The sequence below is a fragment of the Nocardia cyriacigeorgica genome, from assembly GCF_029868385.1.
GTDB classification, from domain to species: Bacteria; Actinomycetota; Actinomycetes; order Mycobacteriales; family Mycobacteriaceae; genus Nocardia; species Nocardia cyriacigeorgica_F.
Genome location: NZ_JARWNX010000026.1, coordinates 20,533 through 36,789, shown reverse-complemented (window position 1 = coordinate 36,789; position 16,257 = coordinate 20,533). Strand labels below are relative to the sequence as shown.

Annotated in this window: 7 protein-coding genes; all 7 read right to left on the bottom strand. The window is 69.4% G+C overall.

Annotated features, from left to right (window positions below):
* Nucleotide 1 precedes the first annotated feature (1 nt).
* The 7 genes from QH168_RS04815 to QH168_RS04785 are packed head-to-tail and all read right to left on the bottom strand — an operon-like array spanning nucleotide 2 to nucleotide 16,105.
* Nucleotides 2–5,029, bottom strand: a complete 5,028-nt coding sequence (locus tag QH168_RS04815; RefSeq protein ID WP_280233191.1) for a non-ribosomal peptide synthetase — start codon at nucleotides 5,027–5,029, stop codon at nucleotides 2–4.
* Complete coding sequence (locus QH168_RS04810) at nucleotides 5,016–5,870, bottom strand: 3-hydroxyacyl-CoA dehydrogenase family protein (protein WP_280233190.1); 855 nt, start codon at nucleotides 5,868–5,870, stop codon at nucleotides 5,016–5,018. Before QH168_RS04810 ends, QH168_RS04815 begins: the two co-directional genes overlap by 14 nt.
* A complete protein-coding gene (locus QH168_RS04805) occupies nucleotides 5,867–10,522 on the bottom strand; it encodes a condensation domain-containing protein (protein WP_280233189.1) in 4,656 nt (1,551 codons plus the stop codon). The genes QH168_RS04810 and QH168_RS04805 overlap by 4 nt, the downstream gene beginning before the upstream one ends.
* An 18-nt stretch (nucleotides 10,523–10,540) precedes the next feature.
* Entirely contained in the window at nucleotides 10,541–13,714 is a 3,174-nt protein-coding gene (locus QH168_RS04800; protein WP_280233188.1) for an HAD-IIIC family phosphatase, read from the bottom strand.
* Nucleotides 13,714–14,709 (bottom strand): 3-oxoacyl-ACP synthase, encoded by a 996-nt coding sequence (locus QH168_RS04795; RefSeq protein ID WP_280233187.1) that lies wholly within the window; start codon nucleotides 14,707–14,709, stop codon nucleotides 13,714–13,716. Before QH168_RS04795 ends, QH168_RS04800 begins: the two co-directional genes overlap by 1 nt.
* The gene (locus QH168_RS04790) at nucleotides 14,706–15,812 is read right to left on the bottom strand and encodes an acyl-CoA dehydrogenase family protein (protein WP_280233186.1); all 1,107 of its coding nucleotides are present in this window, start codon (nucleotides 15,810–15,812) and stop codon (nucleotides 14,706–14,708) included. Before QH168_RS04790 ends, QH168_RS04795 begins: the two co-directional genes overlap by 4 nt.
* Nucleotides 15,809–16,105: an acyl carrier protein gene (locus QH168_RS04785; protein ID WP_280233185.1), complete on the bottom strand. Its 297-nt coding sequence runs from the start codon at nucleotides 16,103–16,105 to the stop codon at nucleotides 15,809–15,811. Before QH168_RS04785 ends, QH168_RS04790 begins: the two co-directional genes overlap by 4 nt.
* Between the last annotated feature and the right edge of the window lie 152 nt (nucleotides 16,106–16,257).

Here is a 16,257-nt window from a genome sequence, read left to right as displayed (position 1 = left end):
CCTACCGTTCGAAGGTTTCGCCGCGTGCGAGCATGCCGAGCACGTCGTGCAATTCGGTGATGACCTGCTGGATCAGGCTGTCGCCCACCAGGTCCCGGTGCCGATCGATGCGCAGATGCAGTCGCGTGCCCGGCCATGCGGTGACGGTCAGCGGGAACAGGGTGATCTCCTCGGATTCGAATCCGGTGATCGCCATACCGTCGAATTCGGCTGCTGCCAGCAGGTTCTCGTAATCCGCCGGATAGGACTCGAAGACCAGCAGCGTGTCGAACAGCTCACGCACCGCGACACCCGTCGATTCCTCGATCTCGGCCAGGCCGAGGTACTGGTGGTCGACCAGCGCGGCCTGCGCGTCCTGATGTCCGGTGAGCAGCGCGCGCACCGCCGCACGGTCCTCCCACCGGACCCGCACCGGCACCGTATTGATGAACGAGCCGACCATCGCCTCGACGCCGGGCACCTCCGCGGGCCGCCCCGACACCACCGTCCCGAACACCACATCGCGCCGCCCCGTCAACCGCCCGAGCACCAGCGCCCACGCACATTGCAGGACGGTATTGACGGTGACTCCGGCATCGGTCGCCAACCGGGACAGCCCACGAGTGTCCTGCTCCGACAGCCGGAGCCGATGTTCGACGGGCGGCGTCGCCGGATCGGCGGGTACCGCGCCGGGCGCGGCGAGCAGCGCGGCCGGGCCCACCCCGGCGAGCGCATCACGCCAGGCCGTCGCGGCCGCGTCCCGATCCTGCCTCGCCCGCCACTCCAGGAACGTCCGATACGAACCGGCGACGGGTCGCACCGCTTCACCGGTGTAAGCGGACCACAGGTCACCGATCAGTACCGGCACCGACCAGCCGTCGATGAGCAGGCGATGGCTGGTCACCACGAACCGCCAGCCCTCGACCACCCGGATCAGCAGGAATCGGATCAGCGGTGCGGCAGTGAGGTCGAACGGCCGGATCAGCTCATCGTGCAGCAGGGCGTCGAGCCCGGACTCGTCGTCGCGCCGGTCCAGTTCGCGCCAGTCGATGGCGACCGGCACGGTCACCAGCTGACACAGCCCGCCGGAGCTGTCGGTCTCGAACGCGGCCCGCAACCCCGGATGCCGGTCGACGACCGCGCGGGCGGCGGCGCGCAGTCGGGCGGCGTCCAGCGTGCCCGTCCCCGCCAACCGCAAGTGGGTGGTGTGGACGTCGATATCGTCGGCGTGGGCGAGTGCGTATCTGGCGAACTTCTCCTGGATCGGGGTGAGCGACCAGATATCGACCAGGCCGGGGTATGTCGCCTCCCACCGGTCGATATCCCGCTGCGACGGCGTGACCAGCGGAAAGTCCGAAGGCGTTCGTCCACCGGCCGCGCGGTCGCGGCTGTGCGCGGCGAGCGCTGTCAGCGCCTCGGCCCACAGCTCGGTCAGCGCACCCACCGCCGGTGCGTCGAGCAGGGTGTCCGGGGCGGAGAACCCGGTGCTGAGCTGTCCGTCGACCACCAGCGCGTCGATCGATACGGCCGCCGCAGCGGGCAGGTGCGGATCACCGGGATGCGGTGTCGCGGTGGGATCGGTCGCGGGCAGCCATGCGGTGTCGTGGGCAGCGCTCACCGCGCCCAGATAGGTGAAGGCGATCTGTCCCGGTTCGGCGGGCAGCGAGCGTGCGGTCTCACTGTTCATATAGCGGAGCAATCCATAGCCGATCCCCGAACCCGGCACCGAAACCAGCTGTTCCTTCACGGTTTTCAGAGCCGCGTCGAGCGGGGCGCCACCGGTGAAGGCGGCATCGACATCGATGTCGGACAGATCGAACCGGCACGGGAAGATCGCGGTGAACCAGCCGACGGTATGCGAGAGGTCCGCGCCGGGCGCCAGATCCGCCTCCCGGCCATGCGATTCCAGCCGGACCAGCGTGGACGCCGACGGCCGCCCGAGCTGGGCGCGCCACCGCGTCACGGCCAGCGCGAGAGCTGTCAGCAGCACCACATTGGCGCTGGTGTGGTAGCGCTCGGGCAGCATCGACAGCACCGCCGCGGTGGTCTCGCGGTCCGATTCGATCCGCACCCGCCGCACCCTCGCGGCGATATCCACCATCGGATCGAGCCGACGATCGCCCAGCAGCGGATCGGGACCATCGAGTATCTCGCGCCAGCGCGGCAGTTCGGCGATACGCGAGGCGTGGTGGGCCTGTTCATGCAGGGTGTGTGTCCATCGCCGCATCGAGGTTCCCGCCGCGGGCAGCGCCGGTCGACGGCCGTCGGTGTACTGCGCCCAGGCGGTGAGGAAATCCGGGATCAGGATGCGCCAGGACACCCCGTCCACGGCGATGTGATGGATAGCCAGCACGAGACGCCCGGCACGGTCGGGTCGATCCGGTTCGAGCCAGACGCAGCGCACCACACGCCCCTCGGCCGGTGCCAGACCGTCGAACGCGGTGTCGACAGCGGCCGCGGTGAGGTCGGCCAGCGCACGGTCATCGGCGGTCGCGGGGAACTCGATCCGCTCGAGCAGCGCATCGAGGTCGACGACGCTCGCGGGGTCGGCGAACAGCCGCCATTGCCCGCTGGCATCTCGATACAGCCGCGCCCGCAACATATCGTGCCGTTCGAGCACGGCGGCGAGCACCGCGGACAGACCGGTGCGGTCGACGCCGACGGGCAGTGTCAGCACCATCGGCTGCGCGAAACGATCGAATCCGCCTGCCCCGGATTCGGCGAGCCACAGCCCGAATCCGATGGCCGGAGTCACCGGAAGCTCGCCGACGCCACCGCCAGGCAGTTCCGCCGGCGCGGCCGGAGTTTCGGCGCCGGTCGTCGCGATGCGGGCCAGCCCGGCCACGGTGCGCTGTTCGAACACCTGCTGCGCGGTGAACCACACCCCGCGCGATTTGGCCCGCGACACCAGCAGAATCGACATGACGCTGTCACCGCCGAGCGCGAAGAACGATTCCTCGGCACCGATCCGGTCCCGGCCGAGCACCTCGGCGTAGACCGCGGCGATGGTCTCCTCGATCGCTCCCGACGGCGCACGGTACGGGGTCGCCGGTGCGGCTGGTGCTGGCAATGCCGCCCGGTCCACTTTGCCCGCCGAGGTGGTCGGCAGGGCCGCGAGCACCACGATATCGTCGGGCAGCATGGCGGCGGGCAGCCGATGGGAAAGCTGTTCCCGCAGCACCGATTCAGTGCATGCACGCCCCGTCACCGCGACGACGTAGGCGGCGAGCCTGCCGTCACCGCGCTGGACGACGACGGCCTGCGCCACCGCCGCGCAATCGGCGAGGACGGCTTCGATCTCACCGGGTTCGATACGCACACCGTGACGTTTGATCTGGAAATCGGCGCGGCCGATGTAGTCGAGCACCTCCGCTGCCGGATCCCACCGCACGATATCGCCGGTGCGGTACATCCGAGCGCCCCGCTCGAACGGATCGGTCACGAACTGTGCCGCTGTCCGCGCCGGATCGCCGTGATATCCGCGCGCCAGCTGCGGTCCGGCCAGATACAGTTCGCCCGCGACACCGCGCGGCACCGGCCGCAGACCCGCGTCGAGCACATAGACGCGGGTGTTCCAGCCCGGCGTGCCGATCGGAATCCGTGAAGGCAGACCGGCGGGCACCCGATGGCCGGTGACGGCCCCGGTCGCCTCGGTGGGCCCGTAGAGATTGTGCAACCGCGCGGGGCAGGCGGCGGCGAAGCGGTGCGCCAGCTGCGGGGTGAGCGTCTCACCGATCATCAGTACCCGTCGCAGTCCCGGCGGCAGCGTGGCGGCATTGAGATGGCTGCTCAGCAGTGCGGGCACGAACTGGACCGTCGTCACGCCCTGCTCGGCGATCAAGCGCGCCACCAGCTCCGGGTCGGTGTTCGCCTCGGTCGGCGCGATGACGAGGCGCGCGCCGATCTGCAAGGGCCACAGCAGTTCCCAGATCGACACGTCGAAGGTGGTCGGCGTCTTCTGGAGCACCGCGTCGGTGTGGTCGAGGCCGTGATGCTCGGTCATCCAGGCCAGATGGTTGACCAGCGCCGCGTGCGTGACGCCGACCCCTTTGGGGGTGCCGGTCGACCCGGAGGTGAACAGCAGGTAGGCGAGGTTGTCCGGGCGTGGCGGGCCGTCGTACTCCGCGGACGAGGGCAGCGAATCGGTCGACCGCGAATCGTCGGCGGCCAGCTCCTCGACGTGCAGCACGAGTGTGTCCTGATGCGTGAACCCGTCCCTGCGGGTGGTCAGTACGCAGCGCGGCCGCGCCACCGTCAGCATCCTGGCGGTCCGCTCGGCCGGATGGCCCGGGTCCAGCGGCAGGTACGCACCGCCCGCCTTCAATACCGCGTAGACGGCGACGATCGCCTCGACCGAACGCGCCATGGCCAGCCCGACCACGCTCTCCCGGCGCACCCCGTGGTCGATCAGGACGCGGGCGAGGCGATCGGCGCGGGCGTCGAGTTCGGCATAGGTGAGCGATTCTTCGCCGCAGACCAACGCGGTCGCCTCCGGTGTGCGGGCAACCACGGCCTCGAATCCGCTGGTGATCGTCGCCGCCGCATCGATATCGTGTGCGGTGGCGTTGTAGCGGTGGATCAGCTCCTCGTACTCGTCCGGTCCGATGAGGTCGGCGCGGCCGACCGGTTGCGACGGCCGCGCGGTCAGCTCGGTGAACAACCGAACCAAACCCGGCTGCTCGGATTCGGGCAGCTCGACCCGCCAACCGCTGTCCTGCGCCGCCGCGACCAGCGTCGGCTGTTCTTGCGGCGCGGCAGCCGGTGTCCGGCGTGCCCGCCGCAGCCGAGCGCCCACCCGCTTGGTGAGGGTCTCGAAATCCGAGTACGACGACACGTTCACCTCGACCGGCAGGACCGCCATCCCCGTCCGCAACCCGACCGTGACGGTGCGCGCCCCCGCGCGCCGATGCGCGTGCACCGCCAGCGCGGCGAGCACCACCGCCGCCGCACCGCCACCGCTGCGCCGCGCCAGCCTGCCGAGGCCGCCGGAGTCGGGCAGGATCACCGCGTCCTGGATCATCGAATCCAGCACGGCTTCACGGGTATTCATGGAATCCCTTTCCGGTCTTGCGCCCGTGATGCCCCGCGCCGACCAGCTCGGTGAGCGCCGACGGGATGCGGTAGCGATCATCGCCGGTAGTGGTGCGCAGGACGATCAAGGTGTCGAGGACGTTGTCCAGGCCGATGAGGTCGGCGGTGCGCAGCGGGCCCATACGATGGCCGAGGCATCCCTCGAACAGGGCATCCACCGTCTCGGGATCGGTACCGGTGTCCAGTACGGCGCCCGCCTCGGCGATGCACAGCATCAGCACCCGGTTGATGACGAATCCCGGCCCGTCGCCGACCACGATGCCCTTCTTGCCGAGTGTGTCGAGCAGGCTCAGCGCCCGGTGCAGGCTGTCCGGGGAGGTCTCGGTGGTGCTGACGACCTCAACCACCTCGGTCAGCGGCGCCGGATTCATGAAGTGCAGGCCGAGCATCCGATCCGGTCGGGTGGTGTCGGCGGCCAGGTTCGTGATCGGAATGGCCGAGGTGCCGGAGGCGAACACGGTGTCGGCGGGGCACACGCGGTCGAGCTCGGCGAAGATCTCGGCCTTGAGTTCGATGCGCTCGGTGACCGATTCGATCACGAAGGTGCATTCGCTCAGTGCGTCCAGCTGCTCGGACCATCGGATGCGGCCGACGATCTCGTCGAGGTTCGCCGCACCGGAACCGCGACCGAGCAGCACGCTCAACCGCAGCGCCGACCGCAGCCCCCGACGAGCGCGCGCGATGGCCTCGGGATCGGTGTCCACCAGCACCACGGGCACACCGGCCTGGGCCAGGCACTGCGCGATTCCGGTGCCCATGGTGCCCGCGCCGACCACACCGACCTGCCGTTCGCTGCTCATCGGATCATCTCCAATTCCTCGATCGCCGCGGCGGCGGTGTCGTGCACGGGCTCCGACGGCTGTTCGGGGAGCGCGATGAGCAGTCGTCGCAGCTCGCCGAGCATGGTGCGGGCCGAATCGGGGTCGAACAGTTCGGTGGCGTAATGCAGGTGCACGGTGAGGGCGCCTTGGCCGGTCGCGGTCCACGACACCGCTAGTTCGGTGGTGGCCGGGATCGCAGCTTGCTGGCCGCTCGTCCGAGTGCCCGGCGTGCCCGCGGTGGCGTGGTCGAGACGCCGGTCATCCTCCGGCGGTTGATCGCCGGTCACCGATCCGAGATAGCGCACCGCAACCGCGGCGCTCGATTCGGGACTGCGTGCGCTGGTGCCCGATGACGTGCGGGTCGCCGATGTATCGGTGGAGTTCGCCCGGTCATCCGACGGGTTTGCGGCAGTGCGGATATGGCGGGTCCGGTCGACCAGATCGGTCCACGTGGTGTCCTCGGTCAACTCGATGGAGGCGGGCATCGGGACGTCCGCCGATCCGAGGCCGAGGTGGAGCACATCCTCGCCCGTGTACCAGGCCAGCAGCACCGTCCATGCGGCGAGCACCTCGGCGTCGATACCGGTCGCCGCGGATTCATCGCCGATCCGGTCCGCGAATCTGCCGGCGACCGGTTCGGAGACGATATCGAGGGTGTAGGAGCGGTCGGCGGTACGCGGCCGATCCGTCGGCACCAGCGTCGCCGCCGTCTGCGGCCCGGCCACCAGTTCGTCCACCGACGGCGATCCGTCGATCCCATCGGCCATGGTCGCGAGGATGCCGAGCAGATCCTGCGCGACCCGCGCCACCGTCTGCCGGGTGAACAGTTCCGTACTGAACTCCAGGCACGCACCCATGTCCTGGTCGACGCCGTCGGTGAACTCGTAGGTCACCAGCGTCAGATCGAATTTCGCGGTGCCCGTCGGCAATCCGCCGAACTCGTTACCGGCCGAATGCTCGATATCGAACAGTTCGGTCGCGGCACCGTCGACGCGGTCGACGCGCGGTGTCACCTGATGGATGTAGAGCACATCGAACAGCGGTGTACGCGACAGGTCACGCTGATCGACCAGGGCGTTGACGACCCGATCGAACGGGATCTCCTGATGCTCCAACGCCCCGAGCACAACGGAACGGACCCGCTCCAGCAGCTGCGGCAGCTCCCGATCGCCCGCGAAATCGGTGCGCAGGGCTACGGTGCTGTTGAAATAGCCGATCAGATCCTCGAATTCGCGGCGGCCACGCCCGGTGGTGGGGGTGCCGATCACGATGTCGCGTTGTCCGCTGTGCCGGGCCAGCGTCAGATACAGGCCTGTCAGCAACACCACGAACAGCGATACCGAATGCCGTTGACCGAGCGCCCGCAGCCGCGCCGCCAGATCGCCGGGCAGCACGAACGGATACAGATCGCCCACGAAGGTCTTGCGCGCCGGACGCGGGAAATCGGTGGGCAGATTCAGTACCGGAGCGTCGGCGAGCCGCTCGGTCCAATAGGCCAATTCATGATCCAGAGCCGATCCGGCCATGAGCTTGCGATGCCAGGCCGCGTAATCGCGGTAGCGGATCGGCAGCGGCGCCAGCCGATGCGGACGGCCCTCGCGCCGCGCGGCATACAGTTCCGGCAGCTGACGGCTCAGGATCAGCGGTGTCGCACCATCGGTGACGGCGTGATGGCAGGTCAGCTGCAACACATGCAGGTCCGGCCCCAACGTCAGCACCAGCACCCGCACCAGCGGGTCCGCGCCGAGGTCGAACCGCGCCTTGGCATGGTCGAGCACCAGCTCACGCGCGACGGCCATGGCGTCGGGTTCACCGCTCAGATCCACCCGCCGGAAGAACTCGCCGAGCCGTGGCCGGATCCGCAGCACCGGCGCGCCGTCCTGTTCGGCGAAGTTGTAGCGCAGGGTTTCGTGCCGGTCGGCCAGATCCTCGAACGTGCCGTGCAGGGCGTCGATATCGATCGGTCCGCGCAGCAGCTGCACCACCGGATAGTTGTACAGCGTGGTCATGGGGTCGAGCTGGTGGTGGAACCACATGCGTTCCTGCCCCGACGACATGACCGGCTCGTCATGCGCCACCAGCGCGGGCACCGGTTCCCGTATCGCGGGTTCGGTCGCGTGTTCGCGCGGGCCCGACAGCAGCTGCGCGAATTCGGCGAGCGTCGGATGTTCATAGACATCGAGCAGTTTCGGCCGGAACCCGTAGTTCTCCTCGACCCGGTCCACGAGCTGGACCGCGATGATCGAATTGCCGCCGATCTCGAAATAGTCGGCGTCGGCATCGATATCGTCATCGCTGTGCAGCAGGTCGCGCAGGGTCGCGCGCAACCACTGCACCGGGTCTGCGGGGTCAGGTCCCGTGGAGGTGGGAGCGGCGGGCTGTGGGGCGGGTGCGTAGGACGGGAGGTCCACCCAGCAGCGGGTTTCCAACAGTGGATGGCCGGGCAGCCGGACCCGCCGGGCATCATCCGGTGCGATCGCCTGCCAGTCGAGGTCGACGCCGCGCCGGTAGAGTCCGCCGAGCAGGTCGAGCAGTCCGCCGGTGCAGATATCGGCTTCCGGCACCGACTCGGCCAGCAGTGCGCCGAGCTTGCCGCCCGCACTCGGTTCGATGAACACGACCGGCCCCTCGGCCAGCAGGGTCCGCGCGGCCTGCACGAGGCGTTCGGCATCCACCGTCGGCGCGACGGCCAGATCGTCGGTGGTCACCGGGTCGGGTGAGCCGAGGAGATAGCGGGACAGGAAACGCGAGGACCCCGCGCTGAGCATCGCGGCGACCTCGACTCCACCGCTCCGCAATCGGTCATGAACCGCGAGCTGCCCCGCCAATACGTCGGCGGTACGGCCCGTGGCGGGCAGCTGCGGCGGGAGTGGTGCGGATTCGCCCGCGTCGGGAACGGCGTCGGGGGAGAGCAGCAGCACCACCTTCGGCTGCGGCCCGACCGAGGATTCGGGCACCGCCGCCGACACCAGCGCCCGCGCGAGTTCCGGTGTGCTGTCGGCGATCAGGGCGATGCGATGGTCGTAGTGCGTGCGCCCGACCGTCAGTGTGCGGGCGAGGTCGTCGAGCACCGGTGCCGCCGGATCATCGAGCGCTTCGGCCAGTTCCGCGCACAGCCTCCGCAATGCCAGCGGGCTGCGCGCGGACACACCCACCAGCCGGGGGGTGCGCCCGGAGTGAGTGGAGTGTTCCCGCACATCGGGTTGGGGTGTGCGGCCGGTCAGGTGCTCGTGCGCGCCGAGTCGGGCGGGTTGCCCGGCGTCGGACCCAGCCTCCCGCGCGGCGAGCCGGGCAGTTCGATCGGTGCCGGTTCGATCTTCCCGTGCGCCTGGATGTTCCGGCGACACCTCCAGCGCGGCCGGTGCCTGTGCGACGACGCAGTGGGCGATGCTGCCGCCCAGGCTGAATGCGCTGACACCGGCGACGCGTTCTGTGTGCCCGGTCCACGCTCGGTGCGTGGTCAGTACCTCGATACCGGCGGCGGTGAGATCCATGCCGCCGGTCGCGTGGGTGAAATGCAGGGACGGATACAGTTGCGCGTCCGCGACGCTCAGAACTGTCTTGACCAGCCCGGCGATGCCGGAGGCGTGATCGAGGTGGCCGATATTCGTCTTCACCGAGCCGATCGGCAGCGGTGCGGTGGTGGCGAAAGCTCTGGTGATGCCCTCCAATTCGACGGCGTCGCCGAGGCGGGTGCCCGAACCGTGCGTCTCCAGATATCCGGCGGTGGCGGGATTCAGCCCGGCATCGGCCCACGCCTTCGCGATGACCTGCGCCTGCGCGGTGGCGCTCGGGGTGGAGATGGTGGCGGCGGCATGCCCGTTGTGCCGGGTGGCGCTGCCACGGATCACCGCGTAGACCGGTGCCCGGTCGGCCCTGGCGCGGGCCACGGTGGTGAGCAGCAGCACCGCGCCGCCCTCACCGCCCACCGTGCCGTCGGCATCGGCGTCGAACGCCCGCACCCGGCCCGTCGGCGACACGATCTCGGTGAAATGCCCGCCACCCCAGTCCGGTGTGCCGTGCACCCGCACCGACACCCCGCCCGCCAGCGCGTATTCGGCGTCACCGGAGGACAATTCGCGGCAGGCGCGATGCACCGCGACCAGCGCGCTGTTACATCCGCTGTCCACGCTGTAGCAGGGCCCGGTGAGGCCGAGCAGATGCGCGATCCGCGCCGCACCCGCGAAACCCGCATTGCCGAGCATGCTCAACGGACCCGGATCGACTGCCGCCGCGTGATAACTCGACTGGGTCGCGCTCAGGATCACCGCGGTATCGCAGTCCGCGAGAGTGCCGGTCGCGTACCCCGCATCCTCGATCGCCTGATGCGCGAGCACCAAGGCGATCCGCTGCTGCGGATCGATCACCGAGGCCTCACGCCGCGACAGTTGAAAGAACCGATGATCGAACTGCTCGATATCGTCGAGATGGCCCATGGGCAGATAGTTGACCGACGGGTCGATCCCGGTCGCCGCGATCCGCGCCTGCGGCATCGGCCGCACCGAATCCCGGCCCGCCGCGAGATTCGCGCGGAAAGCACGCAGATCAGCGGCCTCCGGGAACCTGACCGCCATCCCGACCACGGCGATATCGGTATCGCGGGGTGCGGTGGTTCGGGCGTCATCGTGCATCGGAGTCCTCCTGTGCGATCACAGTTCGAAGGCCACAGGGGCAGTGGACGGTGCGGTGCGCTGCGGCCGATCGCCGTCTCGAACGGCAGCGGTACCGTCAGCGGTGTTCGCGCCGGCGGCCTCGGTCTGTTCGCGAACCACCTCATCGGCAGGGGAGCCGGTTGATTGGTTGCCGGTCGCGGCATCGGCTCGCCCATCGGGCCGTGGTCCGCCGCCCGAATCGGTACGGTCCGTGAGGGTCGTGGTGCTCTCGGGCTGGCCAGCACGGTGTTGTCTATCGATGTGTAGTCCGTCCGCGTCGACCTGTTCCGCGAGCGCCGCGGTGATGGCTTCGGCCTGTGCGGTGACGGTGAACAGGTCGAAGAGCATTCCGACGCGGATCGCGCCGGGCCAGCGTTGTTCGATGCCCAGGTGCAGGAAGACGACGCGGTGGGAGTTGCCGCCCAGTTCGAAGAAGGAGTCGTCGCGGTCGAATTCGTCGTGTTCGAGGACGTCGGCCCACAGGTCGGCGAGTTCGCGCTGCACCGGTGTCCAGCCGCTGCGGTCGCGGGTCGGGGTGGCGGGGCGGTGGTGCTGTGCCAGGGCGCGTAGTGCGGCCTCGTCCATTTTTCCGGCCGCGCCGATGGGAATGGTGTCGATGGGGAGGAAGCGGCTGGGGATCGCCAGGGGTTCCAGGTGCTCGGCGCAGAACTCGGTCAGCGCGCGCGGGGTCGGCGCATGCGGCCCGGCGGCGACGATGAACGCGACGAGTTGGTTCACCTCATCGGCATCGCGGATATCGAGCACCACCGCGTGCCGGACGTCGGGGTGGCGGTCCAGCAGCGCCTCCACCGCATGACGTTCCACCCGCGCACCGCGCACCTTCACCTGTCCGTCGCCGCGGCCGAGATAGTCGATCGCGCCGTCTGCACCGCGTCGGGCCAGATCGCCGGTGCGGTACATGCGCGCCCCCGGTTCGGTGGCGTACGGGTCGGCGACGAAACGGGTGGCGGTCAGCCCTGGGCGCGCCGCGTAACCATCGGTCACCTGGTCGCCGCTCAGATACAGTTCGCCGGTGTCGGCATGCGCCAGATCGCGGCCGAGGACGTGTGCCGCGGAGCCGGGCATCGGTGTGCCGATCGGAACACGGTCCGGTGTCCCGGTGACGGTATGCCAGACGCAGGTCACGGTGGCTTCGGTGGGGCCGTACTCGTTGATCAGCGCGGCGTCGGGCAGCACTTCCCGGTGCCGGGCCGCCAGCGCGGGCGTCAACGCTTCGCCCGCGAGCGCGACCACCTGCGGCCCGCCGGTCAGTTGGTCGAGCAGCAGCCGATAGAACGACGGCGTCGACGCCAGGTGCGTCACCCGTTGCCGCCGCACCGTCTCCGCGACCGCCGCCGCGTTCGGCAGTTCACGATGCGTCGGAAACACCACCGTCCCGCCGCGGAGAAACGTCCACAGCGCGAACACCAGCGCACCGTCGGCGGTCAACCGCCAGGTCGACAGGGAGACCAATTCACCGTCGCGAGACCGATAGTCGCGCCCGGAGATCATTGCCGCCACATTGGCGCGGCTCACCACGACGGCCTTCGGGGTGCCTGTCGAACCGGAGGTGGTCAGCACGTAGGCCGGGGCGGTCGGGGGGTGTCCGGCGGAAGGACCCAGGCGTGGCGGCGCGTCATCGACCTGCCGACCGTCACCGGCCTGGTCGAGGCGAGCGTCGTCTCGGCGGAGCAGGCTCGGCCGGACATCCGCGGGTGTGATCCCCCGCCGGTTCACTTCGAGGACGGCGGGAACGATCACTGCCCCCGGAGCGACCGCTTCGATCTGCGTGACATCTTCGTCCGGCGCGTCGGGAGCGACCACGACCGCACCGAAGTCGATATCGACGAACAGCGCGGCGAGCGCGGCTTTCGGGTATCCCGGCTCGATAACGCACCAGGCCGCACCCGCGCGCAGTGCCGCGAACATCCCGACCACGGTGTATACGCTCTGCCGGAGATAGCACAGCACCACGTGGCCGGGCCGAACACCGGCCGCCACTATCTGCTCCGCCAGAGCCTGTGTCGCATCATCCAATTCGCGGTAGGTCAGCGATCGTGCACCAGCGACCACCGCGGTCCGATCCGGCACCCGCTCGATCTGACGGAGCAGCCCGGTCAGCAGATCACCCGGCGGGACCGGGGCGTCGGGCGCCCGCAGCAGCACATGGGCGGTATTGGGTACCGGACTCGCGCCGTCATGGGCGAGCAGCACCCGTTCCTGAGTCGAATCGAGCACCGCGAACCCGGCGAACCGCAAGGTCACCAGCATGACCCGATTGGCATCCGTTGACACGAACTCCGCCACGCACCGCTGTCCGCGCGCACCGGCCCGCTCGATCAGATGCGCGAGCAACGCACCACCCACCCCGCGCGACATCACCCGACACGACATGAGCAGCAGCAGAACCACCGAATCGGCGCCACGGGATTCGGTGACCGCCAGCCCGATCGCGCCGTACTCGCCGAACCGGTCGCGCAGCGAAGCCACCAGCACCTCATGCGATTGCGACCGCGACAGCGCGCGCAACTCGTCGATATCGAAAGTGCGGCCGGTGGTGTTGAGTTGATTGGTGCGCACGGTGAGTTCATGTGCGCGCGCCAGATCGGCGGGCCCGGCGCGGCGCACCGTCATCACCAGGCCGAGCGAGGTGAGGAATTCGGTATCGGACCCGGTGAAGGCGGCCTCGCTGTTGCGCCGATCCTGTTCGGCGCGATAGCGCAGACGACGATGGCGTGCGTCGTCGGTGATCACCGCGGGGGTGAATTCGGACAGGTCCGGCAGGCGGGCGATATCGGCGGCGTCGTAGCAGCGCACCTCGGGCAGCGCGGCGGCCACCTCCGCGCGCTCGACGGGATCGTTGTCCACGAACGCGATCGTGTCCAGCCCGATATTGAGGGTTTCCGCGATCCGGCGCACCGCGGCCGATTTCGCGCCCCAGCCGATCTGGATGGCGCAGAACATATCGCTGAGCCCGTGCTCGTCCAGATGCGCTGCGGCCGCCTCGGGGATTCCACGGCTGGCGATCGCGTGCACGATGCCGCGCTCGTCCAGTATTCGCAGCGCGTCACGCACCCACGGTCGTGGCGGCCCGGCGTCGTTCTCCAGCACCACTCCGTCCCAGACCGTATCGTCCAGATCCCAGACCAGGCATTTCACGATCGATGTCATCAGCCGACCCGCTCCGTCCGCGTGGGCAGTCGCCGCAGCAGACTGGTGCTCCACGCGGCGACCGGACTGCTGTTCAGCAGCAGCGCGTGCTCGCCCGGCACCAGGGTCGCCGACGCGGATTCCAGATTCACCAGCATGTCCAGTGAGCCGAGATGGCCGTAGTCGGCGAGGTTGCGATGGCAGGCGCGGTCGATGCGCACTTCCAACGCCTCCTCCCAGAAGCCGAACGCGCCGACCGAAAGGTTCTGCATCAGCACCGCGTCGAGCCCGTCCAACCGGTTGCCGTTGCGGCCCAGCACGTCCGCCGACATCTGCGCGAGGCGTTTCCGGCTTTCCACGGCGAGCCGGAAACTGTAGGTCGCCTCGTCGGCGCATTCCTCCACCCAGTCGTGGTCGGGGCCGCCGCGATAGTCGATGCGGAACAGGTCGGCGTAGCGGCCATCGCTGCGCACCAGATGATCGACCAGTTCGTAGCGGCCGCCGTCCTTGCCGAGCAGTACCGCACCGCCACCATCACCGAGGACGGTCATCGGCGCGCGATAACGCGCCCGCGTCGGCGTGCGCGCACCCGCGACGACCAGCACGTTCCGGCAGTGTTCATCGCCACGCAACAGCGCCGCCGCCATCGTGAACGCCGCCGAGATCGACACACAACCCAGTTCGCCGACGCCCGCGACGAATGCGTTGCGCGCGCCGAGCCGATGCTGCAACCGGGTGGCGTCGGAGGCCAGCAGATACTTCGGTGCCCGGCCGCCGACGAGCAGCAGCGCGTCCAGCTCCGAGGCGTCGAGCCCGGCCTGTTCCAGTGCGGCAGCGGCGGCGCGGGCCGCATGCTCGGATTCGTCGTCGCTGTCGGCGCAGCGCACCCGGTCGATCCCCAGCGCGAGCGCATGCGCGCGGCGTGCGGGCGTCAGCTCGGCGAGTTCGGCCAATTCGGTGACGGCCAGCGAGGTTTCGGGAAATGACAGTGCCACCGGTCCCAGCGTGACGGTCATCGGTTCATCTCCTGATCGCCGCGCAGCACCCATGCGCCGATGTCCTGTTCGGCCACCTCACGCGCCCCCTCGATGATGTTCATGACCTTGGCGTCACGGAAGAACCGGCCCACCCGGCTGTCCGGCGCGCACCCGGCCGCGCCGAGGATCTGCACGGCCTGTTCACCGACCTCCGCCGCCGCACCGGCCGCCGCGTACTTGGCGGCGATGGTGACGGTGAGCGCGTCGGGATCGCGGTCGGTACGCAACTCGGCGGCCCGCGCACACAATGCCTGCGCGCCCTGCACCTGCACCCAGCTGCGTCCCAACGATGCCCGCACCATCGGGTGATCGGCGAGTCGAGTGGCGCCCTGCAACCGGCTGCGGGCGTGCGTACTCGCGTCGTCCAGGCTGGCCCGCGCCATGCCGAGGCATCCCCACGCGATGGTGTACCGGCCGTGGTCGAGCGCCGTGCCGACCACATGCGACAGGCCGAACCCCGGACGAGCAAGCACATCGTTCGCATCGACGGCCACCGAGTCGAACGTGATGTGCGCCAGCCGCGCACCGCGCATCCCGAGCTGATCGGTGACCGGCTCGACCGTCACGCCCGGCCGCGCCGTCGGCACCAGCGCCGCGAGCATGCCCGCCGGTGCCCGCCCGACGACCAGGAGAACATCGGCCACCGCACCGAATGTCACCCACAGTTTGCGCCCGGATATCCGATAACCGGCGCCGTCCTCGGTGCAGCTCGTGCGTACCGCCGAGAGATCACTGCCCGCCCCGGCCTCGGTCGCCGCCAGTCCCGCGAGAAACGCACCGGAGATCAACTCCGGCAGCCAGCGTTCACGCTGTTCAGCGGTGCCCCACCGATCCACGGCCGCGGCCACGAGCCCCTGCACGGTGTAGAGCGAACGCAGCGAGGTGCAGACCGAACCCAATCGCGCGGCGACCCGCCCCACCTCGTGCGCGTCGGCGCCACCACCGCCGAACTTCTCCGGCCGATCCACCCCGAACAGCCCGGCCTCGGCCGCGGCGGCGACCACCGCACGCGGCAACCCCGACCGATCCCATTCGGCGGCCTCGGTCTCCGCGGCGCGCACCAGCGCGTCCAGCGCACTCACCCCGCGCCATCCACGCGGGCCGGGACGCCACGCTTGCGGTGCACGAACGAGGCGGCGCGATTGACCGTCCGGAAATTGTCCAGATCCAGATCATCGATATCGACCTCGAACCCGAAGGTGCGCTCCAGATACGCCACGATCTCCAACGCCCGCAACGAATTCACCAGCCCGAGTTCGAAATAGTCGTCATCGGGACCGAGTTCGGCGGAGGTGATCACACTGAAATGGCGCAGCAGTTGGTCCACCAGCGCCTGCGGTGGAGTGGTTCGATCGAATTCGGCGCTATCGCTCACGTGCTAGCCCTAACGTCACCCGGACACGGCGCTGCCAACCAGCAGTGAGCACGACCCTACGTCCGCCCGAGCGCCCCACGGAAGGGTTCGCGATGCCCCCAATTGGTTGGGCGAAAGTTCTGCCGGGGGTGGTCGGGGAGTACCGGGGGAGG